The 25,376-nt window shown below is 62.9% G+C and carries 20 protein-coding genes, 1 other RNA gene and 2 pseudogenes; 6 read left to right on the forward strand and 17 right to left on the reverse strand.

The genetic code is table 11. The features are described 5' to 3' along the window. Positions 1-37: 37 nt before the first annotated feature. A complete protein-coding gene (gene hrcA / locus FA85_RS02055; protein ID WP_036112496.1) occupies positions 38-1,099 on the reverse strand; it encodes a heat-inducible transcriptional repressor HrcA in 1,062 nt (353 codons plus the stop codon). Positions 1,100-1,233: 134 nt separating this feature from the next. Here hrcA and recN point away from each other — a divergent pair, with 134 nt between their 5' ends. Then, complete coding sequence (recN, locus tag FA85_RS02060) at positions 1,234-2,904, forward strand: DNA repair protein RecN (protein ID WP_036117405.1); 1,671 nt, start codon at positions 1,234-1,236, stop codon at positions 2,902-2,904. 3 nt (positions 2,905-2,907) lie between these two features. Here recN and FA85_RS02065 read toward each other — a convergent pair whose 3' ends face one another. Then, positions 2,908-3,537, reverse strand: coding sequence for a response regulator transcription factor (locus FA85_RS02065; protein ID WP_036112494.1), 630 nt, complete (start codon positions 3,535-3,537; stop codon positions 2,908-2,910). Positions 3,538-3,692: 155 nt separating this feature from the next. On the opposite strand from FA85_RS02065, the gene FA85_RS02070 reads away from it, so the two are divergent. Next, positions 3,693-5,243, forward strand: coding sequence for an MASE1 domain-containing sensor histidine kinase (locus tag FA85_RS02070; RefSeq protein WP_428977034.1), 1,551 nt, complete (start codon positions 3,693-3,695; stop codon positions 5,241-5,243). A 318-nt stretch (positions 5,244-5,561) separates the two neighbouring features. Here FA85_RS02070 and fur read toward each other — a convergent pair whose 3' ends face one another. Beyond that, a complete protein-coding gene (fur, locus tag FA85_RS02075) occupies positions 5,562-5,975 on the reverse strand; it encodes a ferric iron uptake transcriptional regulator (protein ID WP_036112492.1) in 414 nt (137 codons plus the stop codon). A 72-nt stretch (positions 5,976-6,047) separates the two neighbouring features. On the opposite strand from fur, the gene FA85_RS02080 reads away from it, so the two are divergent. Beyond that, positions 6,048-6,509 (forward strand): outer membrane protein assembly factor BamE, encoded by a 462-nt coding sequence (locus FA85_RS02080; protein WP_036112489.1) that lies wholly within the window; start codon positions 6,048-6,050, stop codon positions 6,507-6,509. 13 nt (positions 6,510-6,522) lie between these two features. Here FA85_RS02080 and FA85_RS02085 read toward each other — a convergent pair whose 3' ends face one another. Together FA85_RS02085 and FA85_RS02090 are read right to left on the reverse strand one after the other, a co-directional pair. After that, positions 6,523-6,801: an RnfH family protein gene (locus tag FA85_RS02085; protein WP_051943512.1), complete on the reverse strand. Its 279-nt coding sequence runs from the start codon at positions 6,799-6,801 to the stop codon at positions 6,523-6,525. Further along, positions 6,794-7,222, reverse strand: coding sequence for a type II toxin-antitoxin system RatA family toxin (locus tag FA85_RS02090; RefSeq protein ID WP_036112485.1), 429 nt, complete (start codon positions 7,220-7,222; stop codon positions 6,794-6,796). Before FA85_RS02090 ends, FA85_RS02085 begins: the two co-directional genes overlap by 8 nt. A 79-nt stretch (positions 7,223-7,301) precedes the next feature. Between FA85_RS02090 and smpB the strand changes: the two genes are divergently transcribed. Together smpB and ssrA are read left to right on the forward strand one after the other, a co-directional pair. Then, positions 7,302-7,802 carry an SsrA-binding protein SmpB gene (gene smpB / locus FA85_RS02095; protein WP_036112483.1) on the forward strand — a complete coding sequence of 167 codons (501 nt, stop codon included), beginning with the start codon at positions 7,302-7,304 and terminating at the stop codon, positions 7,800-7,802. A gap of 81 nt (positions 7,803-7,883) precedes the next feature. After that, positions 7,884-8,276, forward strand: a transfer-messenger RNA (tmRNA) gene (gene ssrA, locus FA85_RS21315). Between the two features lie 143 nt (positions 8,277-8,419). Here the strand turns inward: ssrA and FA85_RS02100 are convergent. Then, entirely contained in the window at positions 8,420-9,373 is a 954-nt protein-coding gene (locus tag FA85_RS02100) for a hypothetical protein (protein WP_036112479.1), read from the reverse strand. A gap of 86 nt (positions 9,374-9,459) precedes the next feature. Between FA85_RS02100 and FA85_RS20730 the strand changes: the two genes are divergently transcribed. Beyond that, positions 9,460-10,119 (forward strand): lysozyme inhibitor LprI family protein, encoded by a 660-nt coding sequence (locus FA85_RS20730; protein WP_051943510.1) that lies wholly within the window; start codon positions 9,460-9,462, stop codon positions 10,117-10,119. Between the two features lie 1,008 nt (positions 10,120-11,127). Here the strand turns inward: FA85_RS20730 and FA85_RS02110 are convergent. From FA85_RS02110 to FA85_RS02160, 11 genes and pseudogenes are all read right to left on the reverse strand, one after another. Then, the gene (locus tag FA85_RS02110; protein ID WP_156108712.1) at positions 11,128-11,718 is read right to left on the reverse strand and encodes a hypothetical protein; all 591 of its coding nucleotides are present in this window, start codon (positions 11,716-11,718) and stop codon (positions 11,128-11,130) included. 3 nt (positions 11,719-11,721) lie between these two features. Continuing rightward, positions 11,722-14,319, reverse strand: coding sequence for an RHS repeat-associated core domain-containing protein (locus FA85_RS02115; RefSeq protein ID WP_051943508.1), 2,598 nt, complete (start codon positions 14,317-14,319; stop codon positions 11,722-11,724). A 44-nt stretch (positions 14,320-14,363) separates the two neighbouring features. Next, positions 14,364-15,378 (reverse strand): annotated as a pseudogene (locus tag FA85_RS02120) (IS3 family transposase). Between the two features lie 108 nt (positions 15,379-15,486). After that, complete coding sequence (locus FA85_RS02130) at positions 15,487-16,479, reverse strand: RHS repeat domain-containing protein (RefSeq protein WP_197056470.1); 993 nt, start codon at positions 16,477-16,479, stop codon at positions 15,487-15,489. A gap of 285 nt (positions 16,480-16,764) precedes the next feature. Further along, entirely contained in the window at positions 16,765-16,920 is a 156-nt protein-coding gene (locus tag FA85_RS21765; protein ID WP_156108711.1) for a hypothetical protein, read from the reverse strand. 117 nt (positions 16,921-17,037) lie between these two features. Next, complete coding sequence (locus FA85_RS02135) at positions 17,038-17,583, reverse strand: hypothetical protein (protein ID WP_036112470.1); 546 nt, start codon at positions 17,581-17,583, stop codon at positions 17,038-17,040. Continuing rightward, positions 17,580-21,857: an RHS repeat-associated core domain-containing protein gene (locus FA85_RS02140; protein ID WP_051943506.1), complete on the reverse strand. Its 4,278-nt coding sequence runs from the start codon at positions 21,855-21,857 to the stop codon at positions 17,580-17,582. Before FA85_RS02140 ends, FA85_RS02135 begins: the two co-directional genes overlap by 4 nt. After that, positions 21,823-22,284, reverse strand: a complete 462-nt coding sequence (locus FA85_RS21770; protein WP_156108710.1) for a hypothetical protein — start codon at positions 22,282-22,284, stop codon at positions 21,823-21,825. Before FA85_RS21770 ends, FA85_RS02140 begins: the two co-directional genes overlap by 35 nt. 1,086 nt (positions 22,285-23,370) lie before the next feature. After that, a pseudogene (locus FA85_RS22305) lies at positions 23,371-23,720 on the reverse strand (transposase); the annotation flags it as partial. A gap of 86 nt (positions 23,721-23,806) precedes the next feature. After that, complete coding sequence (locus tag FA85_RS02155) at positions 23,807-24,265, reverse strand: hypothetical protein (RefSeq protein WP_036112467.1); 459 nt, start codon at positions 24,263-24,265, stop codon at positions 23,807-23,809. A 162-nt stretch (positions 24,266-24,427) separates the two neighbouring features. Then, positions 24,428-25,264 carry an alpha/beta fold hydrolase gene (locus tag FA85_RS02160; RefSeq protein WP_036112466.1) on the reverse strand — a complete coding sequence of 279 codons (837 nt, stop codon included), beginning with the start codon at positions 25,262-25,264 and terminating at the stop codon, positions 24,428-24,430. Positions 25,265-25,376: the final 112 nt, after the last annotated feature.

A 25,376-nucleotide genomic window follows, 5' to 3' on the forward strand; every position in this document is an offset into this window, starting at 1 on the left:
ATTCGCGGGAAATACTAAACCCGCCTCCCGTGCCGGTTTATGAGGTCGCCGCGGCGCGATTCAAGGCGTCACTGAGCAGTCCGGCCGTGGCTTGTACCACGGGAATCACCCGCTCATATGCCATACGCGTCGGTCCAATAACTCCGATCGCGCCCAGCATCCGGCCGCTGGTGCCGTAGGTGGCGGTGACGATACTGCACCCGTCGAGGGCGGAAAAACCGGATTCCTCGCCGATGAACAGGCGCACGCCGGGCGCCTGGACGCACATTTCCATCAGCTGAAGCAGATCGCGCTTCTGCTGGAAGGCGTCGAAGAGGTCGCGCAGCCGCTCGATATCGGCCAGCTCCGAGTACCCCATGAGATTGGTCTGACCGCTCACCAGCACGTCGTCCGCATCCTCGACGGGGGTGAACGACGCGGTGGCCAGCTCCACCACGCTGGCCAGCTGGCGATTGAGCTCGCCCCCGGCCTCGCGCAGTTCGGTGGCGAGGTGCGCCCGGATGTCCGCTAGACGGAAGCCGGCGAACTGAGCGTTGAGATAGTTGGCCGCCTGCTCCAGCTCCGTGGCATCCAGCGGCCTGGCCAGCTGAACCACCCGGTTCTGCACCTGGTTGTCCGAGAACACCAGGATCACGAGGACCCGGGCGTCGGGCAGATTGACGAAGTCGATGTGGCGCAGCGGAAAATCGCCCTGGCGCGGCACCGTGACCACGCCGGCGAAGCGGGTCATCGCCGAAAGCAGGTTCGAGACATTGCCCAGCAGGTCGCGCGTGGTCGTCTGATGCGGAGGCAGCCCGCCCTGCAGGCGGGCCATGTCGTCGCGCGGCAACGGCTTCAGTTCGAGCAGGCTATCGACGAACAGACGAAGGCCGCGCGGCGTCGGAATACGCCCCGCCGAGGTGTGGGGCGATGCCACGAGGCCCGCTTCTTCCAGGTCCGCCATGATGTTGCGGATGGTCGCCGGACTCACTTCCAGGCCGGACGAACGCGCCAGCGTGCGTGAGCCCACCGGCTCACCGTCGGAAAGGTATTGCGATATGAGGGTCCGCAGCAGCCGGCGCGCTCGTGCATCGATGTCGTGACCGGAGAACGGATTCATGCGCCTGGCTGGTGTGGGAAAGGGGTTGGAAGCTCGCGCTATCAATAAGGTCTCGCCGCCTCGCTTGCAAGTCTCGGCTTATGCGACTCGCCTCCCGCTACAATCGGCGCGATTCCATCCGCCGCCTGGTTCTCATGCTCACGTCGCTCTACGTCCGCCAGTTCGCCGTCGTCGAAGAAGCCGAGATCGCCTTCGGTCCGGGCCTCACCGTGGTCAGCGGCGAGACCGGCGCGGGCAAGTCCCTACTGGTGGATGCCCTGATGCTGCTGGCGGGCGCCCGCGCGGACAGCGGCATGGTCCGGGCCGGCAGCGACCGCGCCGAGCTGGCCGCCGAATTCGACCTCACCGGCCTGCCCGAAGCCACCCAGTGGCTCCGCCAGGAAGAACTGGACGATGGCGAGACCTGCCAGCTGCGTCGGGTGATCCGCACGGAAGGCAGCTCGCGCGGCTGGATCAACGGCCGCCCGGCCAGCCTCGCCCAGATGTCGGCGCTGGCCTCGCTGATCGTCGAGATCCACGGCCAGCACGAGCACCAGGCCCTGCTTTCGCGCCAGCATCAGATGGCTTTGCTGGACGCCTACGCGGGTAACGAGGTCTTGCAGACGAGCGTCCGCGACACGGCCAAAGCCTGGCGCGACGCCGTGGCGCGCATCCGTACGCTGTCCGGCGGCGATGACCGCGAGCGCCAGATCGAGCTGCTCGCCCACGAACTGGAAGAACTCGACCGCTGGGCCCTCGCGCCCGCCGCGCTCGAAGACCTCGAAGCCCAGCATCGCCGGCTGGCCAACGCCGGCCGGCTGGCCGAGGGCGCCAATGGCGTCGTTGAAATCCTCGACGGCGAAAGCGAATTCGCTGTCGGCCGCGCCCTTTTGCGCGCCCATGCCGAGGTGTCGCGCCTGGCCGAGCTGGACGCCTCGCTCGTCCCGACCCTCGAGCTGCTCGACAGCGCCCAGATTCAGGTCGGCGAAGCCGTCGACGGCCTCAGCCGCTACGCGCAGGATGTCGAACTGGATCCCGAACGGCTCGCCGAGGTGGATACCCACCTCACCCACCTTCATGACCTCGCCCGCCGCTACCGCCTGCCCATCGAGGAACTGACGGCCAAGGCCGAGGAAGTCCGCGAGCGCCTTGCCGAACTGGAAGGCGCCGGCGATGCGCTCGACCGCCTGGGTCGCGAGCGCGATCGTCTGCGCAAGGCATGGGATGACGCCGCGTCGTCGCTGTCGAAAGCCCGCGCCGACGCCGCCGGTCGACTCGGCGGCACGGTGGCCGCGTTGATGGGCGAGCTCGGCATGGGCGGCGGCCGTCTCGAAGTGTCGCTCGAACCGGCCGAGGGCGACGACCCGGATCCGCAGGGCCGCGAGCGCTGCGAACTGCTGGTCAGCGCCAACCCCGGCCAGCCACCACGCCCGTTGCGCAAGGTGGCCTCGGGTGGCGAACTCGCCCGCATCAGTCTGGCGATCGAAGTCGCGACGCTGGGCAACGACAACATCGGCTGCATGATCTTCGACGAAGTGGACACCGGCATCGGCGGTGCCGTCGCCGAGGTGGTCGGCCAGAAGCTGCGTGCGCTGGGCGAGAAGGTGCAGGTACTCTGCGTCACCCACCTGCCGCAGGTGGCGGCGCAAGGTCACTCACACCTGCGCGTGGCCAAGGAGAGCGACGGCGATTCGACCCGTACGCGTATCCATCCGCTGGATGCATCCGGCCGTCGTGACGAGCTGTCGCGCATGCTGGGTGGGGTCGAGATTACGAAGGAGACGCGGGCGCACGCGAAGAAAATGCTGGATCGGGCTCAGGGGTGACCGTCAGGTCCTGATGAGCCCCCGCTCCTGAGCCATCCGATAAAGGTCCAGCTCCGACCCGGCATTGAGCTTGTTCATCACCGCCGCCCGGTGGATGTAAATCGTCTTCTGCCCGATCCCCAGTTCCGCCGCGACCTGTTTCGGCGCGCGCCCGGCCGCGAGTAAGAGGAATACCTCCCGCTCTCGTGCCGTCAGGCGGCTAAACGGATCCAGATCCGCCGAAGGCCGTCCCGAGCGCCGCTGCCGCAGATCCGAACTGAGATATTGCTCACCGCTAAGCACCGAACGCACCGCGGCGACAAGTTCCTCGGGCGCGACACCCTTGGTCACATAGCCGCGCGCACCGCGACGCAGCGCCTCGGAAACGTAAGGTTCGCCGTCGTGCATGCTCAGGACGACGATCTTCATCCCGGGCGAAATGCTCGCGAGATGCTCGATCAGCGGGAGGCCGCTACCGTCGGGAAGCGACAGATCCACCGCCACCAGGTCGGGGCGATGCTGGGTGACCGCATCGACAGCCTCGTCGGCATTGCGGGCTTCGGCAACGACGTCCAGATCGGGTTCAAGCTCGATGAGTCGCTTGAAACCCTCACGGACGATGGCATGGTCATCTACAAGAGCGATTCTTGGCATGCACAGAATGTAACAGGCAATCCCGACGCGTGCGTATGGGCGACGCCGAGCGTCGGGCCGGCACATCCGCCGTGTAACATTCGGGCATGCGACTACACGCGCCTTCCCGATTCGCCGGTCCCCTGCTAGCGCTCGCCTACGCGGCGATCTGGATCATGCTCTGGCCTACCGAGCAGCCCTACTGGGTGCTGCCGTTTGGCCTGCGATTCGGTGCGCTGCTACTCACCCGCACCCGCAACTGGTTCTGGATCCTCGGAGCGGAACTCGCCGGCAGCATGATCTGCGAATGGCGCAGCGGCCTGCCCATCGGCGGCGCCGGCTTTCTGCTCGGCGACGCGCCGGAGCCCCTCATGGTCGCCGCGTGCCTGTGGCTGCTTCGTCGCGCCCACCTGCACGCCAGCCTGGGCACCCCGGAAGACGTCGCCCGCCTGCTGCTCTCGGCGATGGTGACGGCCACGGTCGCCACCGCCGGCAACGCCGCCATGATGGCCTCGCTGCACCCGGCCGCGCCGGTCGAGATGCTAGGCACCACCTTCGGCAGCGACCTGCTCGGTAACTACCTCGGCGTACTGCTGGTCGTGCCGGTGATGATCCTCGTCTTCCGCGAGCGCCCCACGCAATCGTCCATGGCCGAGCTCCTGCTCGACGGCCTGCTCGTCATGCTGCCCTCGCTGGCCATCCTGATCACCCTGGCCGAGTATTCTCCGCAGCCGCAGTTCGCCCGCGTGCTGTCACTGGCACCGGTGCTCTTCTTCGCCTTCCGTCATGGCTGGCGTGGCGCGGGCCTGGCCATGCTCATAACAAGCGTGGGCCTGAATGTCACCGAAGACATGATCGGCCGCGGCGCTCCCACGGCGGCGGCCCATCTGTTCCTTGCCGTGGCCGGCACCGGCACGCTGATGCTCGGCGCAGCCACCGACGCGCTTCGCCGCAGCAGCGAGCGCGTCGCCCAGCAGAACACCCACCTCGCCGCCGCCAACCAGCGCCTGGATCAGCTGGCCCGTCAGCTGCGCGACGCCGCCCGAGGCAACCTCCAGGCGGAGGAAAACCTGCGCCGACACATGGCCGCCGAGCTGCATGACGAACTCGGACAGAACCTCACCGCGATCCAGACCCACCTGAAACTGGCCCAGGCGCGGCTAGGCAGCGCGGGCATGGAGGACATCGGTAAATCCATCAACGGCATCCTCGGGCACATGCGCAAGGCGCTGCACAAGATGCTCGACAGCCTGCGCCCCTCGGTGCTCGACGAGTTCGGATTGCTGCGCGCACTGGACGAAGGCCCGATCCGCGACATGCTCACCGCCGCAGGCATCCACTACGTCACCGACCTGCGGGGCGAGCCCCGCCTGTTGGACGAGGACACGCTGACCGCTATCTATCGCGTCGTCCAGGAGAGCGCGACCAACGTCGTCCGACACTCCGGCGCAAGCCGGATGGCCCTGCGCCTGCGCATCGGCATGCGCGACAGCGGCCCGGTCGCTATCCTCGACATTCGTGACGACGGCACCGGCCTGCCCTCCACCCCCAAACCCGCAAGAACCGACGGCGGTGGGCGCGGACTACAGGGCATGAGTGACCGAATCACCGCCCTTGGAGGGCTCTTCCGGATCCGTCCAGAACCCGTCGGACTGCACCTTCGCGTGTTGCTCCGCAGCACAAGTATCGGAATGAGCATAGGAAATTTTCCAATACCGGGTCAGTGAACACTTCGTTACGATCCCATTATCGATGTGGGGGAGCCGCCGTCGAGAGACGGTGAGCCCAGGTCGGTCGTGGGGACGATCGACCTGATGAGGCGACAGGATGTCGGCCTCGCCGGTTCGAAGTGGGCAGACGTGAATCCAGCGAGCAACTCGCGATCCACGTTCCACAACGAAGCGGATCAAGCCGCCGGTGGACAGGAGTCCGCCGGCGGCGTTTTTTATGGGCGCCCGAAATGTCGTCGCCAACGCCCCTTGCCTGAATCACGCCCACGAAAAAGGCCCCCGAAGGGGCCCTCTCACCGCGAGCGAAAGCCTGACTCAGCGCTTCTTCTTGGGCCGCACGTACAGCACCAGGCTGTGGTCTTCGATGACGTATCCGTGGCGGTCGGCGATCTCGTGCTGGAGGCGTTCGATCTCCTCGCTGATGAACTCGATCACTTTCCCGCTGTCAACGTCGATCATGTGGTCATGATGCTTGCCGCGGTCCAGCTCGTAAACGGCCTGCCCACCTTCGAAGTTGTGCTTCATCACGATGCCGGCAGCTTCGAACTGGGTCAGCACCCGATACACCGTGGCAAGCCCGATGTCCTCCTGGTGCGCAAGCAGACGCTTGTAGATGTCTTCAGCCGTGAGGTGGCGCTCGTCCGCCTCTTCGAAGATCTGCAGGATCCGCATGCGCGGATGTGTGACTTTGAGCCCCGCCCTGCGGAGCTCTTTGGTTTCCTGGTCCATATAGACCCCCTCGCGGTGCCGTCAGGCGCTTAGTGTATCATCGCAGGCTTCACGATCCGGACGTTACTACGCATGCATAAGCTCATCCGCACGCTGGGTTTGGCCATGATGGCGGTTGCCATCGCGGGCTGTGGCCTCGTCTATACCCCCGACGTGCAGCAGGGCAACCTGCTAGACAAGAAAAACGTCGACCAGCTGCAGCCGGGCATGACGAAGCGTCAGGTCCTGGTGCTGCTGGGCACCCCCTCGGTCACCTCGCCTTTTGACCAGGATCGCTGGGATTACGTGTCCACCTTCTCCCACCGCGGCCAGAAGATGACGACCCGTACGCTCACCCTGACCTTCAACAACGACACGCTGGTCCGCACCGAAGGCGATTTCTTCGCCCAGGACGCTCAGCAGCTGCTGAAGGACTCCGAAAAGTACAAGGCCAATCCGGTCGGCGGCGCCCAGGGTGACAAGAACACCAGCGCTGACGACAAGAAGGACGACGGTGGCGTGTTCGGTGGCGGCTCGTCGGACGACAAGAAGTAAGAAGCCGGCAGGTTCAGGCGCCGCGTTTCGCGCGGCGCCGCCTGGCCTCCATCGGATCCAGGGTCAGCGGCCGGTATATCTCCACCCGGTCGCCTTCCTTCAGCACACGATCCGCATCCACCTTCTTCGAGAAGATGCCCAGACGGGTAGCATCGGGCGCCACACCTTCGGGCAGCTGAGCACGGGCCAGCTCAATGGCCTGCCAGACGGTCGTCCCTGACGGCACGACGAGGCGAACTACCCGCTGCGCTTCCGGTCCCGCGTAACCCACTTCGACGTTCAGGTCAGCCATACTCGCGGCGTGCCTCGTCGCAGAAGTCGTCGACCATCCGGTTGGCGAGTTGCTGAAACCCCATCTTCAGTACGGACCCGCCGAGGCCGGCGTAGTCGAAATCCAGTGCCAGGGCTATCTTGCAGCCCACGTCACCCAGGGCCTGGAAGGTGAACAAGCCATCGAGCGAGCGGAACGGCCCCTCCACGAACTGCATGGTCAGCCGCTCCGGCCGCACCGTGGTGTTACGGGTGGTAAAGCTCTGCCGCATGCCGGCGAACTTGAGATCCAGCCGGGCGACCAGCACATCGTCACCCCGCTCGATCACGGTGGCCGCGTCACACCATCCGAAGCGCTTTGGGTATGCTTCCACATCGTTGACCAGGTCGAACATCTGCGCGGGCGTGAAAGGCACGATCGCACTGCGGCGGATTTCAATCATGAACTGACCTCGTCTTATGTGCCGGCAAACGGACCCGCCGGCCTTGTATCAGGGACTCGAGAGACCGATTTTAGCGGACATGGCAAAAGCGAAACCGAAGGACACGGAAAAAGAAGGCGGCGGCACGATCGCGCTGAACAAGCGCGCGCGCCACGAATACCACATCGACCAGCGCTTCGAATGCGGCATGGCCCTCGAGGGCTGGGAGCTGAAGTCGCTGCGTGCCGGCCGGATCAATTTCGGCGAAGGTTGCTACGCGATCATCCAGCACGGTGAGGTCTTCCTCGTCGGGGCCCAGATCCCGCCCCTGATCAGCGCTTCCACCCATGTGATCGCCAACGATCGCCGCACCCGCAAGCTGCTGCTCCACCGCGAGGAAATCGATCGTCTGATCGGTGCGGTCGAGCGGAAGGGCTACACGCTGGTGCCCACCGCGATGTACTGGAAGCACAACAAGGTGAAGTGCGAAATCGGCCTGGCCAAGGGCAAGCAGGAGCACGACAAGCGCAACACGGACAAGGAGCGCGAATGGGCGATCGACAAGCAGCGCGTCATGCGCTCGCACAATCGCATGGGCTGACCTGAACGGTCAGGCGGCGCCCATTGTGGGTCTTCCTCCCCGCCCATATACTGAGTGATGTAGTTCCACCACGTTTTCCCCGGGGGTGTTCTGGTTTCGACGGGGGTAGTGCGATCTACTGGTGCATGCCGAGGGGGTAGCTTTCCTCGTTAAACCAGCTGCAAAACATATAGTTGCCAATGACAACTACTACGGTGACAACTCGGTGGCTCTCGCCGCCTAAGCTGTCCGGCCCCTAAAAAAGGCCAAACCCCCGACCCGCTCTTGTGCTCATGCTCGGCGGTGTAGGGTCACTATCATGAGACCGCTGAAAGGCTCTCCGTCTGTGGGCCTGACGCTAGATCAATCAGATATGTCCGCCGGTGCGCTTAGCACGCCGTGCTGTCGGTGGACGAGATCTAACGGTGAGCTAAGCATGTAGATCTGGAGATTAAACGCCTTCGGACGCGGGTTCGACTCCCGCCACCTCCACCAGTTCAGGCCGGTAAGTGATTGATTCGCTTACTGGCCTTTTTATTTAGTTGGTCTGGATTGGTCCCCAATGGGCTCCGTTTGGTCAACGTTTGGTCAACATTTGGTCACCATTTCGAGTCGGGCGCGCACAGACTGGGCGCCCCTCACGCGCGCGGCAGAGACCGGCGGACCAGCCGACGGCACTCCCTTCCCTTCAATTCCATGTGCCACGCGTGATCCAAGACTCCGTCGTAATGAATTGGGAAGACGTATCGCTCCGAGGCGGCGCACCGCGCTACCTCGTGGGCCCAGTCGAGTGTTTCGTGGCGCCTCTGTCCGTATAGGTAGGTCTGCAGAAGACTGAGCAACAGCACCAGGGCGATGAGAATCCCCTCGATCCGCTCGGCGCTGGCCAATCCGTAGATCAGGAGCCACGACAGCAAAAGGTAGGGGTAAAAGAAGTACCGCGGGCCATCGGTAAAGGCTGACACCCACTGCAGCGGGGCGCGGGCCATTGAAGCGGCGACTGCGGCAAGAAGAATATATCCGAGAACCAAAAGGCCGAAATCCGGTGAACGTCGAATACCGAATAAGGCGACGACGATAATCGCTGCGCCCAGCCACGCACCAATGGCCACCCCTTCGATTCCGGGGAAGAACATGTACCAGCCTACGAACTTTGCCAGCACGTCTGGGATGGAGATGGCAGCGAGCGCGGCCCCTGGGATCGGAACCGGAGTGGTCAGGTACACCAGCGCCACCTGCACGACCGCCCAGAGGACCGCGATGATGCAGATAAGGGTCTCGCGCCGGTCTCTGAGACGCAGCGCACGGACGATGAATATGGGTGCAAGAATCACCGTCATCGGTGAAGACAAACCACCGACCACCGTAAAAAGTGCCCGCAGCGGCACCTGATCAATCGCATCGTCGCGCCAAAGCGCTGATAGGAAAATGAGCAGCGACCCGAACCAAAACGCGTATTCCGATACTGCGTATACCTCGGAGTTTATCGGCAAGAGCAACAGGGCGCTTGATGGAACAGACTCTGACCGATTGATCGCCGAGCATATCGAGGGCTCGAAGCACGGATGGTACTGAGGGAGGGACGTCGCCATAGGCCGCGGTCGGCCTATCAACCAACACAACTCAAGATCGGGCAACCGTAGCCGATAAACGACGATCCGAACCTGCTTGTGTCTCCATGACTGACCTGCCCGACGCCTTCGCCCACTTGACCCAACCCATGCAAGTGATAGGCGTGTTGATTGTCGCGGCCTTGACGGCGATCGCTACGATCGTGCGTAGCTGCGCGAAGTCGCCCGATATGCCTTTGCAGCAGCGGCGTCTCATGTGGGTAGCGCTCTTCTTCGCCGTGGTGCTGCCGGCCGCCGCGAGCACGCTCATCGCTTTTGGAGGTGGCGCTGTTGCAGCAGCTCGTCCGCCCGTCGCACCTCAAGCTGGCGGTTCGATAGCGCCCCAGACCGAGGTGCGACCTGACACTATCTTGCCCGAGCGGCGGGTGGCCGTCCCCGACCTGGAGTCGCCCACGAGCGCTGGTCAATCCGGGCCCGAAAGTTCGACACGCATGAATGCGCCGCGGCCCTCGTTCGACTGCGCCAAAGCTGGCTTTGCGGACGAGTCCGCCATTTGCGCCGATGCCGGGTTGCGTCAGGCCGATGGCGCGTTGGGGCGGACGTATCGTGCGGTGCTCGCGACCCTCACCGTTTCCGCTCATGCCCAACTCGTGGCGACACAGCGCGCCTGGATTGTCGAACGCCGGGCACGATGCGGCGCTAGCGTGTCCTGTCTTCGCAAAGCCTTGCAGTTACGATCCTCACTCTTGGAATCTATGCTGCACTAGACCTGCTAAAGGCGTTCGCCGCGGGTCGTAATCTCCCATCTACGATCAGGATGCACCCGACGAGCGCGACCGGGTCGCCGAGCACATCCATGGGTGGAACTGCGCCGGATCATGGACGCCGTGAGCGGTCGCTCAGACGTTTGGAGTTTCTCGCTACCCCTACTTCCGATTGCTCTCCCGCTGACGGGTGACCCTCCCGGTCGACTTACTGGCGCAGGCTCAGCATCTGCTGATGCGAGACCGCACACGTTCGCAGCAAGCGAATCTGCGGCGCAGCGTCTCGACCGCTTACTACGCTCTTCCATCTCCTGAGTGAGGCCGCCGCGGCCCGCATCTGCGCCGGGCAATCGACCGCTCTGATCCAAAGTGCGCGTCGCGCCTTGACCCTACCGACATGGCCAATGCGGCCAGAGGCTTGCGTCGCACCACGCTCCCAAGAGCTTACAAGCTCCACATGACCGGCCCAGTGCCTCCCGACTTGCTCGTGGTCGCCGCAGCCTTTTCCGATTTGCAACAAGGTCGCCATGTGGCCGACTAAGATTTCGCGAAAAATATGACGCGCTCCGAAGCCAAAACGCTGGTCGACCTCGCGGTGGACGCGTTTACCAGTTGGCAGCGCGTGTGCAATACGGCAGAGGGCAGGGTCTTTTTGACCATGCTGTATCCGTGGAAGCCGCTCCAGGGTCGCTAACCCGGCGCCGCCTCCACGCTGTTCGGGCATGGCCGAACTGATCAGCAGAGGCCTCTCCTGCCCGACCGTTCTGATTTCCCCTTGGCCTCAAGCAGGGTGACCACCGTGATGAATCAAGACGGCGTTGGGTGAGCTGGAACGCCTATTCCAGAATCGTTCCGGTGTAGATATGACCGAAGGTCAGGCCGGACGGCAAGATTTTCTAACCGGGCGACCTGGAACGTCGTCGATGAGTCTTCCGTGCTCCTTTGACGACTCCCCCCAACAAGCTCGAGACCCTGCCAGAGACGCTCGCTTGGGCTCTTTGCAAGGAGTCATCAGCGGATGCCAAAGGCCTGACGATTTTTCTGGATTACCGTTTCCAAGAGCGCGGCCGCGGACTCACCACTTTGTCCAAGCCTCATCAGGAGGCTGGCTCCGTGTTCTGCATCACGCTTGCTCAGCCGGTTCGCCATCGTCGCGAACATCGATTCGAGCGCAGCATTCGCACGCGCGTATTCCTGATCGAGTACCAATCCCGATGCAAAGACAAGGCGCGCATGCGGATTCAACATCGCTTCTGCCCCCTCCAGATACTCAAGAAAATCACACGTCCGAGCCGGTGGCCCGGGGCGCAACACGTCGACAAGCTCTGGATGATTCACGACGTGCTCGACGATGGCTTCGTCAGACAGCTTGCCCTTGGCGATAACCCCGCCCTCCTGCAAACGATTGCTGTAAAGCAAATTCTCGCCAAAGTCATCGAACAGCGGGAAGCGAAAGTGCCAAAGGTGGACCTCTTGAGGCCGATACTCCAAAAGCACCCCATCCAGCACCAACTCCACGTTCTGACGAAAGAAGTATCCGCCAAGCTGGCTGAGCCCCTCCACGCGCTGATGCATCAGGCGAGCAATCGCACGTTTATTCATGTGTCAACGACCTACGGGGTAAATGGGTGCAACGACGGTGCCCACCGGCAGATTAGCACCGTAAGCATTTGCCTGTGCCCTGCTGATGTAGCCCCATCCGGTCTTGAGGTCATAGACGGCAATGGGCGCCGCCTTGGGACCCAGGACCACATCCGCCCTCGACGAGTCGGGATACCCATATCGGACCTCGATGTGATCGTAGTAGCTGACCTCGGTGTGATACAGCGACTGCGGGCACTGCGCATCGACGAGCCGCTTGAACTCGCTGTGAATAAGCGTACCGCGAATCCATGGCAGGCGGCACAGACCCGTGCATGACTTGTCGACCGTGTTAGCGGCTTGCGTGGCCAGCTTCGTCAAGAGTTCCTCTGCCGCCAGCATTTGAGGCGTGGGAGCTACCCGTTGATACTCGTATTTTTCGCCGGCGAGCCCGAGCGAGTCCACTGCGCCCAACGGATTGGAGTCAGTGTAAGCATAGGTGCTGATTCCGCCCATTAGCCCGATGGGGTCGCTCTGCAGATACCGGCCCGTCAACGCGTCGAAGTACCGATACCCGTTATAAACGTTGCCCGACTCGCGGTCGAAATACTGGCCCGCGAACCGCAGATTCAGCACATAACCGCTGGTCGAGGTCGGCCCCTGCTCACCAAACGGATTGCCCTGGTAGGCCCACGACCACACCAAGGCGCCGGTGGCGTTGGTGACCGCGCGGGGCGTGTTCAGGCCATCGGCATGCACGAAGGCCACGGTGGTGCCGTCGACCACCGCCACCGGAGTGTCATCCATCCACACATAGTCGCGCGAGGCCGCACCGTATTCGCCCAGCAACCCACTGGGACCATACGCAAAGCGGGTGGTGGCGGAACCGACCGTTTTGGCAACCCGATGCGCCGAGGCGTCGTAGGCATAGGTCGCCACCGTCGTGCCGCCCTGCTGCAAGACGGTCAACTGCCCGCGTCCGTTGTATCCATACCCCCAGGAGGTGCCGGCACTGGCGTTGCCGGTCGTAGAGCCGTTGGCATCATAGGTGCGCGAGCCGGTGCCGATGCTGGTCAACCAATGGGTGCCAGCCTGGTAGCCATAGGCACCCGTGGCCAAGCCCGGTGCGGTTTTGGTCAGGCGATCACCGGTCTTTGAGTAGGTGTAAGCCTCCACCACCGCACCGCTGGCGCTCTTGAAGCCCGTCAGGCGATACAGCGCATCGTAGCTGTAGGTCTCAACGGCCGGAGTCGCCCCCGGCGTGCTACCCAAGGCCACAATGTTACCCACCGCATCCCGTGCCACGTGGAGATTGAGCGCGGGGCTGGTGATGTCAATGGAGCGATAATTGGCATCGTACGTGCGGGTGACGGTCTGGCCATTGCCCAGGGTGTAGCTGGCGATGGGTCCGAAGGGCAAATAGGTTGCCGCGCGGACCACGGTGCTTCCCGCACCCTTGGCCGGCGTGATGGTGACCGTGGTGATCTGCCCGGCCGCGTCGCGCGCGTATTCCGTCACCAAGCCGCTGGGTGACGCGACCGCCGCCAGACGGCCGGCCTTGGTGTAGACATAGTCGGTGCTGTCAGTGACCGCGCCTTGCGTCTGGCGCTGCTCGGTGACGCGCCCTTGGTTGTCATAGCAGTACACGGTTGTCACAACGCTTTCCACCACGCGGGTCAACCGACCGGCTGGGAAGGAATTGGCGCACCCGGTGACGCTGTTGGCCTCGTCGTAATGGAACGCCGCATTGAGCTTGGTGTCGGTGTAGCTGACGGCGGTGCGGCGGCCGAGCGCATCGAAGGCTTGTGTCGCGACTGTGGCCTTGGCGTCGGTCTGCGTCAGCGGATTGCCCGCCGCGTCGAAGGTGGACGCCTGCGTGCCCGTGTCGGGGCTGACCTGGCCGGTGGCATTGCTCAGGCCGTCGAGGCTGTAGCTCGTCACCAAGCCGTCGGGGTCGGTAACGGACTTCAGTTGATCCAGCGCGTCCAAGGTGAACACGCTGGTGGTGGCTTTGGTCGCCGCATTGGTGCCGTTGGCATCGGCGACGCTGGTGACCAGGCGGTCCAGCACATCGAAAGTATTGTTCTGCACCGTGCCGAGCGCATCCTTGGCCGACACCAAGTTGCCGTTCGCGTCGTAGCTGCCGCTCGCGGTGGCGTCGAAGACCACATGGCCGAGCCCATCGGTCACACTGACCAGTTGGCCGCGTGTGTTGTATTTGCGAGATACGCTGCGCCGAGATAGGCCTTCGGCGTCGAAGGTCTCTTCTTTGATGCGATTGCCCGAAGCGTCGAGCGTGTAATGAATGTGCTCGCCCAGTCCATTGGCCATATCGACCAAACGGTGTGCGTCGTCGTAGCTGTAGGTGATCGCCACCCCATCGGGGTCCGTTACCGACTTGAGCGCACCCACGGCGTCATAGGTCAGGGTGGTCGTGGCGTCCCCGGCTGCGGGCACCCCGGTTGCATTGGCGCGCACCGTGCGGCTGGCCAACCACCCACGGGTGGTGTAGGTCACATCGGTGATGACGCCATTGGCATCCTTTTGGCGCACCGGCCGCCCGTGGCGATCGTAGGCGAGCGTGGCGGTGATGTGGCCCGCCGCGTCCGTGATTTGCGCCACCGACGTCCCCCCGCCTTCAGTAGCGGTCCGGTTTGAGTCCGGAATTACTGTAACTGTTTTGCATAGGCGGCGGGCGTCAGTCCGCCCAGTGCTTTTTTCGGTCGCTCCTCGTTGTATTCACGGCGCCAGTTTTCGATTTCTGTGCGGCGTGCAGAAGGCTGGGAAACCAGTGCTCGTTGAGGCATTCATCGCGTCGCCGTCCGTTGAACGATTCGATGTAGGCATTCTGGTTCGGCTTGCCGGGCTCGATAAGCCTCAATTGCACGCCACGGTCGTGAGCCCAGGCGACCATCGCCTTGCCACAGAACTCCTTTCCGTTATCGCTACGAATTACCCTGGGTAGGCCGCGCGTGACGGCTAGGCGATCCATGACGCGCGTCACGCCGATGCCCGAGATGGCTCGTTCGATTTCTATGGCGACAGCCTCATGCGTCGCGTCGTCGACGATCGTCAGACATTTGATGACGCGGCCCTCGGCGGTGCGGTCAAACACGAAATCAATCGACCAAACCTCGTTCGCAGCCGCCGGGCGAAGCAGCGGCTGCCTTTCGGCCGGCGGGACTTTCTTTCGCTTGCGCCGCCGCACCTGGAGGCTGGCCTCCTGATACAGGCGCTCGACCCGCTTGTAATTCACTGCGTGTCCGGCCTGGCGAAGCTTCAAATAGATCATGCCCACGCCATAGCGTTTATGGCGATTCGCCAGCGCGAAGATCATCTCGCGGAGTTCGACGTTACGGTCCGGGCGCGGCTCGTAGCGGTAGGCGCTTGCGCTCATGTCGGCAATCGCCAGCGAACGGCGCTCGCTCAACTCTCGGCCGACAAGATAGCGCACCAGCTCACGCCGATCCGGTGCGCTCACCATTTTTTTCGCAGGGCATCCTTGATGACCTCATTTTCCAGAAGCTGCTCGGCCAGCAGCTTCTTCAGCCGGCCGTTCTCAGTCTCCAGGTCCTTCAGTCGCTTGGCCTCCGGCACGCTCATACCGCCGAACTTGCTTCGCCACAGGTAGTAGGAGGCTTCACTGAAGCCGTGCTTGCGACACAGGTCTTTGACCGCCATGCCGGCCTCGACCTCGCGTAGGAAGCCGATGATCTGTTCTTCGGAAAAGCGTTTCTTCACATCCAATCTCCTTCTCGTGGGGGATTGGACTCGAAACCGGGCCGCTACTCAAATCTGGGGGGACGTCGCCACGTCACCGGCGCGGTGGCAGGCGCCATCCACGGTACCACAGCCGCTTTCATCGGTTGTGGGGAAATAGCCGTACTGGGTCGGATCGGTGACATCGGTGCGCGGGCCATCCACGCTGAGCAACAGACCGACCTGGGGGCACTGCGTGCCGTCCACCGCATCGCAGTAGCTATACCGGGTCTGGCGGATGCCCTTGGGCGCGTGCGCTTGGCTGCCGCACGCGTAGGTCACCGTCACGGCGGGGTTCACCGCGCATTCGGCAGTCACTTGCCCGCGGGCGTTGTAGGCCCATGTGCTTTTGGCAACCACAATGCCCTTGGCGTTGGCCGTCGCGCGGATCAACGGCACGCGGTGCACCGCATCCCACGTGGAGCTGGTGGTCCGCTGCGCATCCGTGCCGGACGCCTCAACCTGGCGGGTCAGCAATCCATTGGCGTCATAGGTGGTGGTGGTAACGGTGCCCTTGTAATCCGTGGTCGTGGCCGGGTAGCCATTGGCGTCGTAAGTGATCGCCTTATCGGTCTGGTTGCACTGATTCCCGCAATAGGTGCTCGTGCCGCTGGATTTGAGCGTCTGGGCACCATCATCGGCAAACCCCAGGGTGACCACCAGGCCAAGCGGCGTGGTGAGGTCGGCCGGCGTGCCGCCGTTCTGATAGTAATTGGCGTAGCTCAGCGTGATTTTGTCGGCGCCGCCGGCAAACTGATTGCTGATGGCGCGGTTGTATTCATTGAAAGTCGTCGTCTCGTAACGCACGCCCTTCTCGTCGATGATGCCCGTCAGCTCGCTGGGATAACTGGTCGGAGAGGCGGCGTAGGCGGCTTCGGCGTACAGATACTGACGACTGTTGCCGTCGGCGAAGGTCACCTTAGCGAGGTTGCCGCTGTCGGCATAGGCATACACGGCGGTCTGGCCAGCCGGGTCGATGACTTGACTCAGCCGGCTCTTGGCGTCGTAGCGCAGGTTGAGCACGCGCCCTTGCATATACCGGTCGGAATCGCCCGACGGTCTGAAACAGAGCGACCACCATAATGGTTTACGCGTCATCCGCGTGACGAGCGACACACATTCCAAATAAAGCGTCGACTGCGTCCGCTTCCACAGAGGTCGTTGACGGGCACCGGGGCTTGTCCGGGGGCGACACCGACCAGCGGGGCCTGCGTGACCCCGACGATGCCGGCCAGCGCTGACCATCACCCCGAACGGCGAGACTTTCTTGGCAGGACCGGCAGCGGTCCTGCGCTTCACCACGATGAGCTATTCGGCCGTAGCGGTCGCCCCGCGCACCAGCGCCAGCACCGCGAGCAGTTGCCGGCGCTGATACGGCTTGGACAGGAAGACCGCGCCCGGTGGCACCCGGACCGCATCGTCCCGGTATCGGCCGGAGTGGATATTCTGGCTGGCCCTAAGCATGGTTCCGGAAATCAATGCTTATCGGAATGAAAATGCCCGTCGCCTCGCGTGACTTGCAGCACATGTTGTACAGCCACGAGCCCGAGGGCGGCAAAGCCCCGAACCCGCATCGACCCACTAAGCCTCGGGCGCCTTGAGCGAAAGCTCTCGCGGTGCATCCAACCGTTGAGTGAGATTCCACCCCGCTTGCAACGCTTCAAACGCCTGGGGCCCCACCCACGCATAGTCCACGCGTCGGAAGTGCTTCTTCAGCGCGGTCGTGGCACGGCGATACAAGGTCTTGGAGCGGTCCGTGAGTCCCATCGTCGCGAAGCGACCATAAATGATGGCATTCCCATCGAACGCGCCGGACGGAGAAAAACTGACGCTGGTCGGATTGACTCCTTCGAAGACGCCGTAACGCTCGAAGTCAGGGAACACCTTGTGCTCGAATCCGACGGCTTCTTCCGCGTCGAGCATCAGATACGAGGCGCCTCCCAGCCAATCGGGCGCCGCCGCACGGCCCAAGTCCGGAATGTCTTGATAGCTTCGATAAATGGGGAAATCGAGCGCAGGACCAAAACCGACACGCACATATTTCAACGGCTCTCCCTTCCGGTGTTCGAGGACATCCAGCACCGGAAGCAGATCGTGGTCCATCGCATAAAAGTGAAGCTGACTCATCGCTTAGGAACCAAAATGAGGACATCGCTCGGGGCTGCTTGCCGAATCGCGTCTGCTGCTGCGGCTTCGCCACGGGTCGGGGTAACCCCGTCAGCGTAGGTCGAGACGGTCTGCACACGCAAGCGCACAGGATTTGCTCCGGGCTGATTGTATTCCATCGTCATGTCCGCGTAGCGGCCACCGTTGGCGGTGGGAATGTATTCCTCAGGACCATATCCTGCCCCAGCAACCGGCGTGAACCCAAGCCCCTCCAGCTCCAATCGCAAGTCAACATTCTGCGCCCGCGTCGCCGCCCCACCCCAACGCCCACCGCTGCCGTTCAAGTAGCGCTGTTGATACTCGAAGCGACGCTGCGCCTCGCTTTCACCTGGCTTGTTTTCGCGGAACTCCGGCTCACTGCCGCACTCGCCGTTGCGCATCTCGTAGTCGAAATTGGCGCGAGCCAGGGACATGCCGGCCATGTTCGGTCCCTGACGCGGGGCCAGGAACTCCATGAACCGTTCGCGCTCCAACTCGTCTTCGTCGCGCGCTTCTTCTTCCAGGCCTGATGGGTCAACCGCGTGATTGGGGTTGCCGCTCACATAGGCGTAGGTCGAGGCACCCGCGCGGAGCCCCGCAGGGTCACTCTGAAGGTAGCGACCGGTCGCCGGGTCATAAGCGCGGTGCCCGTTGTGCACCAACTGGCTTTCGATATCGAAATACTGCCCTGGGAAGCGCAGATTGAACTTAAGCGTGCCCGTCGGCGCCGATTCCCCGAAGGGATTGGCCTTGACCGGCCACGCCCACTGCACGGTACCGGCTGCGTTGGTCAGCGCCCTCGGCGTGTCGTGGGCATCTGCATGCACATACCACACCGCTCCATCGTCCACCGCGCCGACTGGCGTGGTGCCCAGCCAGATGTAGTCCCGGCGCGTGGCGCCCAACTCGGCGAGCAAGCGACCTTCGGCGGCGTAGGCAAAACGGGTGGTGGCCGAACCGACCACCTTTGCGACGCGCTGGTCCAGCGCGTTGTACACGTACGTCGCCACGGTGCCGCCACCCTGCTGCACCACCGTCATTTGTCCACGGCCGTTGTACCCGTAGCCCCAGGCCATGCCAGCACTCGCGTTGCCGGTCGTCGACCCATTGGCATCGTAGGTGCGTGACCCGGTGCCGATGCTGGTCAGCCAATGGCTGTTGGCCTGATAGCCGTATGCACCGGTTGCCAGTCCAGGTGCTGATTTGGTCAACCTATCACCGGTGCGGTTGTAGGTGTAGGCCTCCACCGCCTTGCCGCTGGCATCGTTCACCGAGGTGAGGCGGTACAGAGGGTCGTAGGTGTAAGTTTCCGCTGCCGGGTTGGCACCGGCCACGTCGCCCAGCGCAGTCACATCGCCCGAGGCATTGCGTGCCCAATGGATGGAGAGAACGGGGCTGGTGACATCGCTTGCCTGATAGTTCGCATCGTAACTGCGGCTGACCACTTGGCCGCTGCCCAAGGTGTAAGCGGTCAAAGGCCCGAATGGCATGTAGGTCGCGCTGTTGACGACGACCGTCGCCGCACCCTTGGCCGGGGTCACCGTCACTTTGATGGGCTGGCCTGCGGCATCGCGGGCGTACTCGGTCACCAAGCCGGTCGGACTGGCGACCGCCGCCACGCGCCCGGCCTTGGTGTAAACATAATCCGTGATGTCGGTGACCGTTCCTTGTGTTTGCCGCTGCTCGGTCAAGCGACCCTGGTTGTCGTAGCAATACACCGTGGTGACGGCTGCTTCCACCAAGCGCGTCAGACGACCCACCGGGAACGAGTTGACACAGCCCGTGACGCTGTTGGCCTCGTCATAATGCAGGGCCACATTGAGCTGCGTGTCGGCATAGACCGCAGAGGTTTTCCGCCCCAGCGCGTCAAACCCCTGAGTGACGACGGTGCCCTTGGCATCCGCATGCGTTAGAGGATTGCCCGCAGCATCGAAGGTTCCGGTTTGCGTGCCGGAATCGGGACTGGTCACGCCCGTCGCGTTCTGTAGCCCGTCGAACGCGTAAGTCGTCGTGAGGCCATTGGGGTCAGCCACGGACTCGAGGTGGTCAAGCGCATCGAACGTAAACACCGTCGAAGTGGTTTTTGTGTTTGCATCTGCGCCGTTCGCGTTGGCAACACTGGTCACCAAGCGGTTCAGTGCATCGTAGGTGTCGTTGCGCGCGATGCCCAACCCGTCCTTCGCCGCGGCCAAGTTGCCGTTCGCGTCGTAGCTGCCGCTCGCGGTGGCATCGAAAACCACATGACCGAGCCCATCGGTCACGCTGAGCAGCTGGCCGCGCGTGTTGTATTTGCGAGACACGCTGCGCCGCGATACGCCCTTGGCATCGAACGTCTCTTCCTTCAGGCGATTGCCCGAAGCATCGAGCGTGTAATGAATGTGCTCGCCCAAACCGTTGGCCATATCAACCAAGCGGTGGGCATCGTCGTAGCTGTAGGTCACCGACACGCCATCGGGGTCAGTCACCGACTTGAGCGCACCCACGGCATCGTAGATCAGGGTGGTCGTGGCATCGCCGGTCGAGGCCGAGCCGTCCGCATTGGCACGCACTGTCCGACTGGCCAACCAGCCCCGCGGCGTGTAAGTCACATCGGTGATGACGCCATTGGCATCCTTTTGGCGCACCGGCCGCCCCTGGCGGTCGTAAGCCAGGGTGGCGGTGACGTGCCCGGCCGCATCCGTGACCTGCGCCAGGTCACCCGCGCGGTGGCAAGCGCCACCCACGGTGGCACACCCGCTCTCATCGGTTGTGAGGAAATAGGCGTACTGGGTCAGATCGGTGACATCGGTGCGCGGGCCATCCACGCTGAGCAACAGGCCTGCCTGTGGGCATTGCGTGCCATCCACGGCATCGCAATAGGTGTACCGGGTCTGGCGGATGCCCTTGGGCGCGTGCGCCTGGCTGCCGCAGGTGTAGGTCACCGTCACCGCAGGGTCCACGGCGCATTCTGCCGTCATTTGGCCACGCGCGTTGTACGACCAGCTGTTCTTGGATACCACGATGCCCTTGGCGTTCGAGACGGCCTGCGTCAGCGGTACGCGGTGCAGTACGTCCCAGGTGCTGCTGGTATTGCGCTGCGCATCCGTGCCGGACGCTTCGACCTGGCGGGTCAGCAATCCATTGGCGTCATAGGTGGTGGTGGTAACGGTGCCCTTGTAATCCGTGGTCGTGGCCGGGTAGCCATTGGCGTCGTAAGTGATCGCCTTATCGGTCTGGTTGCACTGATTCCCGCAATAGGTGCTCGTGCCGCTGGATTTGAGCGTCTGGGCACCATCATCGGCAAACCCCAGGGTGACCACCAGGCCAAGCGGCGTGGTGAGGTCGGCCGGCGTGCCGCCGTTCTGATAGTAATTGGCGTAGCTCAGCGTGATTTTGTCGGCGCCGCCGGCAAACTGATTGCTGATGGCGCGGTTGTATTCATTGAAAGTCGTCGTCTCGTAACGCACGCCCTTCTCGTCGATGATGCCCGTCAGCTCGCTGGGATAACTGGTCGGAGAGGCGGCGTAGGCGGCTTCGGCGTACAGATACTGACGACTGTTGCCGTCGGCGAAGGTCACCTTAGCGAGGTTGCCGCTGTCGGCATAGGCATACACGGCGGTCTGGCCAGCCGGGTCGATGACTTGACTCAGCCGGCTCTTGGCGTCGTAGCGCAGGTTGAGCACGCGCCCTTGCGGGTCGGTCACGGCAATCAACAGGCCCGCAGCCGGCGCAATCGCCGGTGCGGTGGTGGCATCGCTGTAGGTCAGCGCGGTGACCCAGCCATTGTCATCGCTGATGGTCAGCAGGCGGCCGGTCGCGTCATAACGCTCGGTCTCGTTGGTGGCCGCCAGGCGCAAGGTGTAGCCGGTCCGTACGCCTGTCGTTGCGTCCTTAGTCTCAGTCAGGGTCTCCGCCGCGTCGGTGTCGGCCTTCCACAGGCCATTGGCGCTGTAAAAGCGGACCATGGACCCGTCAGGGCGGCGGGCATACAGCTGACCGCCATCCGGGCCGCTGTTCGGCATCAGGTCCAGTCGACGGTCAAACGAGTGCCGCCACTTCGGGCCCATGGTGCTGGACGGGACGAAGCTGGACGAGTTGTAGAAACGGCGGAAGGTCAGCCAAGGCGACGAACTGACATCCGTGTCCTGGCGATATTCGTTGCCATTGGCCGCGCTGATGGGGTCACCAATCAGCGGCGTGCGGTGGTCGGTTCCCTCGTGCTTGACCGTGCCGTTGCCGAAGCTACCCCCGCGGGCCCAGGGAGTCTTGTTTGCCACCGTTGCCTGCCGTGCACATCGTGCGGCACCCACCGGCATTCTTCGGCTGAAAGCCGCTGCCTGTGACATCTGCCGCCCAGATGTAGGCGAAAAACTCGCTGGTGCTCGTCCCGGTGCTGCTCACATGGCTGATGGTGATGGTCGCAGCCGTGCCGCTGCTGCTGCCGTTGTAGGCCACCGAAAACGTGTGGGGCGCACAGGTCAACGTGCCGTCGGTGCAGTCGGTCTCATAGTGGCCAATGAGCGAGTTGACCGCGCCGTCCACCGACAAAAACCCGTTCTCCGAGCCCCAGGGCGTGTTGTAGTTGTAGGGCGGCCCGTAGACATACGCGGCGTGGGCTGACCAACTGCCCAACGTCATCAGTGCCAATGCCCCAAGCCGTCGCCAGAGCGACCGACTGCCATGACGCCTTGCGGAGAATTCCATGACCGCACCCCTTTGAGAAAATTCGCAGAACTTTACGTGGCACCGTTTGTAGGGGTGGGCTGATTTCCATGTAGGGGTATTCCTACATGGCCTGACCAGCGCCTTGCCACGCGAATGCTAATCGTCAACCCGCGGCCCGCACCAACGTGTTGGGCCCAAACCTACGGGTTCGCACGAGAGGGCTCTTCCATGCAGATGTCAGCGACGTGACACGCTGCCTGTGATACACGTCACACTAGGCGATGGTGCTTTCCGCGCAGGTCGACGTTGCGCTACCGCGCGCTTCTGCGGTGGTGCAGCGGCGGCCCGCCGAAGGCAAGGTGGTCGTAGTGCCGTGTCTGCCCTGGCTCCAGCTCACACGGCCGGTCCGGTTCTGCGTGACGGCTCCGGTATGAGCACCAACGCCGGCTTCGGCGTGCGGAGCGTGACGCTCACCTCGTCCTAAGAGGACAGTGTTTTCGGAACGGACATCCAGGCGGCCGCAAGCAGCGCCATTCTTGGCCGCCGCGTCAAGCGACTACAAACGGGAAGAGATCAGGCGAAGTGTCTCGACGCTCGCTGGAGATACGCAGGCCCGACGAAGGGGCGTTTCTAGCGTGCCTGTATGGGTCCGGCACCACTTCCGCGAGAGGAAAGAATCAGTCTGTCATGCTGCCGCAGGCATGGCGCGGTTGAGGGGTCTATTTGAGGCGGCTCGTCCTGACTGCTCGTAACGGGTCGGTCATCTTCGCCGCCCGTGCGATGCCTTCCACCGACGATTCGTCTTGCGTCGATGCGCTAAGCGATCAATGATCGGTACGGACTGAGGTACGGTTATCGTCGCCCTACCCCATGGCGAACACGTTGCTGATCAGAGGTCTGTAGCGTTTCCCGACAGGGTCCCGCCACCTCCACCAACACCTGCGGCGAGACCGCGATAAATCGTTGTTTCGCCGTTTCTTTTTGCGGCAACGCCACGCCCGAAACGCCGTTCCCTCAGGTGTCGCTTTAGCTGCCGTTTGTGCCCAGACCCTTGTTTGTTCAACGTCCGTCCGGCCTCTACGTTCGCTTTCTCATGCCTGTCCACGCCGGACAGGTCTGGGGCTAACCGCTCCGGTGCACGCGAAGAGCCCGACACATGGCGACCAGCCGGAACTCACGGAGATGATCGCAAATGAACGCGTACCTGGCCCTTACCCGTTGGCAAAGCACGCGGCGGCTTTTTTGGCGATGTCACTCTCCTCGGCGACACGCTGCAGCTCAGGCTGTAGGCGTCGAACCTCGGCGCTCTGATCCAGCTCCGCACGCTTGCCGATCGTGGGCTTGGAGAAGGCCTTCTTCTAGCCATACAGGCTGTGGCTCGTAATGCCTAGCCGCTGGGCAACGTCGAGCACCGGCCGCCCGTGCTCTCGAACTGCCTTGATCTTGAACTGATCCGTATAACGCTTGCCACTCATAGAGACCTCCTCAACTGCCATAAATTATGGCTTCAAGTGGTCTACGAAAGTCTGGGCGGTCCAGCTCGCCGAAATCGGGGCTCGCTTTAGCGCGCAGCATTGTTCGTTAAAGCCACTCCTGACCTAGCCGTTTTAGCTACCAGCATGTCGGTTTTGAGTGGAATTTCACGAGAGTCGTCGAATGTTTTTGTGACTGTGATGGTCCCCGTCAACGCCGCCGGTTCGTTCACTGCGCCCGCAGCGTCGCGAAACAACCACGCCTGTTCGACGTCCGCTGGGGAAAGCGCCGCGGCACCGACGATGATCGCGCCCGAGAGGTCCATGTTGCCCGCTGGGTCGGTGTCAACTTTGAAGCTCCATCCATTTGGAACGTGCACGACGCTGCCCAAGGTCAGATGTTTTCCATGCATCTCCAGGCCAACGATCCGTTCGCCCGGACGCACATCAACGCCTTTGAGTGACAGGACATATTCCCTGGCTGATGCCGCAGACGACGCGCACACCAGCGCCATGACCAACACTACCGCGCTGACACGCTGTTTCATGACTTAAATCCTTCAGGAACGGTGACCGTACCATTGTGCAAACGGCCCTGTCACAGTTCACCTCCCGGCGGTTTGAACGCGGCCGGCGTCAATCGATGACGTCGATGGCATCCGACTGCAAAAATAGGCACGAAGGGACAATCGCCCCCGTGCCCGCATCCGTCAGATGCTGCCTTGCAAGAACGACACGAGGTCGCGATTGAAGTCATCCTTGTGCGTGATGACGAGGGCGTGTGGCGCGCCATCATATTCTTTCAGCACCGAGCCTGGAATCTCCCTGGCCAGGCGGCGCGCGCTGGCGTCAATCGGGATGACCTTGTCATCATCGCCGTGGATGATGAGCGTCGGGACACGGATAGATGAGATGTCCTGACGGAAGTCGGTTTTGCTGAACGCATCCACACAGTCGAGCGTGCCTTTTTTCGATGCCTGCATGGCCACCATCAGGCTCGAATCAAGCGTCGCCTGGCTTACCGGATGGGACAACATGCCCTGGCCAAAAAACTGCTTGCCAAATGCTTCAAGGAAAGCGGGACGTTCATCGCGAAGTTTTTCTTTCATCTCCATGAAGACGTCGCCGTCTACGCCATCGGGATTGTTGTCGCCCTTGAGCAAGTACGGTGTCACTGCCGACGCAAACACGACGCTGGCAATCCGATCGGCACCATGGCGCGACATGAAGCGCGCCACTTCACCGCCGCCCATCGAAAATCCGACGAGGGTGACGTCTCTCAAGTCGAGTGTTTCCAGCACGGCGTTCAAGTCATCGGCAAACGTGTCGTAGTCGTAGCCGGCTGCCGGATGGTCGGACCGCCCGAATCCCCGACGGTCATACGCGATGGCACGAAAGCCGGCGTCGGCCACCGCACCCATCTGGTACTCCCACATAGCCGAGCTCAGCGGCCATCCGTGAATGAACACAACCGGGCGACCTTCGCCCACCTCTTCATAAAAAAGCGTGGTCGGTTGAGCTGTGGATTTGACGGTCACGAATGGCATGGGCAACTCCTCTGGTTGGATGCCAACGTTGGCAAGCACCACATCAACAGCGAGAGAAAGACCTGCATGCGCTTGAACGACGTCCGTGAGTCACAAAGCGACGTATCGATGC

The organism is Luteibacter mycovicinus, assembly GCF_000745235.1.
GTDB lineage: Bacteria > Pseudomonadota > Gammaproteobacteria > Xanthomonadales > Rhodanobacteraceae > Luteibacter > Luteibacter mycovicinus.

Excerpts from the sequence above, each read along its gene's own strand:
- FA85_RS20730 (WP_051943510.1), top strand. The coding sequence starts at position 9,460 with ATGACTGACCTGCCCGACGCCTTCGCCCACTTGACCCAACCCATGCAA.
- hrcA (WP_036112496.1), bottom strand. The coding sequence starts at position 1,099 with ATGAATCCGTTCTCCGGTCACGACATCGATGCACGAGCGCGCCGGCTG.
- FA85_RS02160 (WP_036112466.1), bottom strand. The coding sequence starts at position 25,264 with ATGCCATTCGTGACCGTCAAATCCACAGCTCAACCGACCACGCTTTTT.
- FA85_RS02085 (WP_051943512.1), bottom strand. The coding sequence starts at position 6,801 with ATGGCTGACCTGAACGTCGAAGTGGGTTACGCGGGACCGGAAGCGCAG.
- FA85_RS02065 (WP_036112494.1), bottom strand. The coding sequence starts at position 3,537 with ATGCCAAGAATCGCTCTTGTAGATGACCATGCCATCGTCCGTGAGGGT.
- recN (WP_036117405.1), top strand. The coding sequence starts at position 1,234 with ATGCTCACGTCGCTCTACGTCCGCCAGTTCGCCGTCGTCGAAGAAGCC.
- FA85_RS02100 (WP_036112479.1), bottom strand. The coding sequence starts at position 9,373 with ATGGCGACGTCCCTCCCTCAGTACCATCCGTGCTTCGAGCCCTCGATA.
- smpB (WP_036112483.1), top strand. The coding sequence starts at position 7,302 with ATGGCAAAAGCGAAACCGAAGGACACGGAAAAAGAAGGCGGCGGCACG.
- FA85_RS02110 (WP_156108712.1), bottom strand. The coding sequence starts at position 11,718 with ATGAATAAACGTGCGATTGCTCGCCTGATGCATCAGCGCGTGGAGGGG.
- FA85_RS21770 (WP_156108710.1), bottom strand. The coding sequence starts at position 22,284 with ATGGAATTCTCCGCAAGGCGTCATGGCAGTCGGTCGCTCTGGCGACGG.
- FA85_RS02080 (WP_036112489.1), top strand. The coding sequence starts at position 6,048 with ATGCATAAGCTCATCCGCACGCTGGGTTTGGCCATGATGGCGGTTGCC.
- FA85_RS02135 (WP_036112470.1), bottom strand. The coding sequence starts at position 17,583 with ATGAGTCAGCTTCACTTTTATGCGATGGACCACGATCTGCTTCCGGTG.
- fur (WP_036112492.1), bottom strand. The coding sequence starts at position 5,975 with ATGGACCAGGAAACCAAAGAGCTCCGCAGGGCGGGGCTCAAAGTCACA.
- FA85_RS21765 (WP_156108711.1), bottom strand. The coding sequence starts at position 16,920 with ATGCTTAGGGCCAGCCAGAATATCCACTCCGGCCGATACCGGGACGAT.
- FA85_RS02155 (WP_036112467.1), bottom strand. The coding sequence starts at position 24,265 with ATGAAACAGCGTGTCAGCGCGGTAGTGTTGGTCATGGCGCTGGTGTGC.
- FA85_RS02090 (WP_036112485.1), bottom strand. The coding sequence starts at position 7,222 with ATGATTGAAATCCGCCGCAGTGCGATCGTGCCTTTCACGCCCGCGCAG.
- FA85_RS02070 (WP_428977034.1), top strand. The coding sequence starts at position 3,693 with ATGCTCTGGCCTACCGAGCAGCCCTACTGGGTGCTGCCGTTTGGCCTG.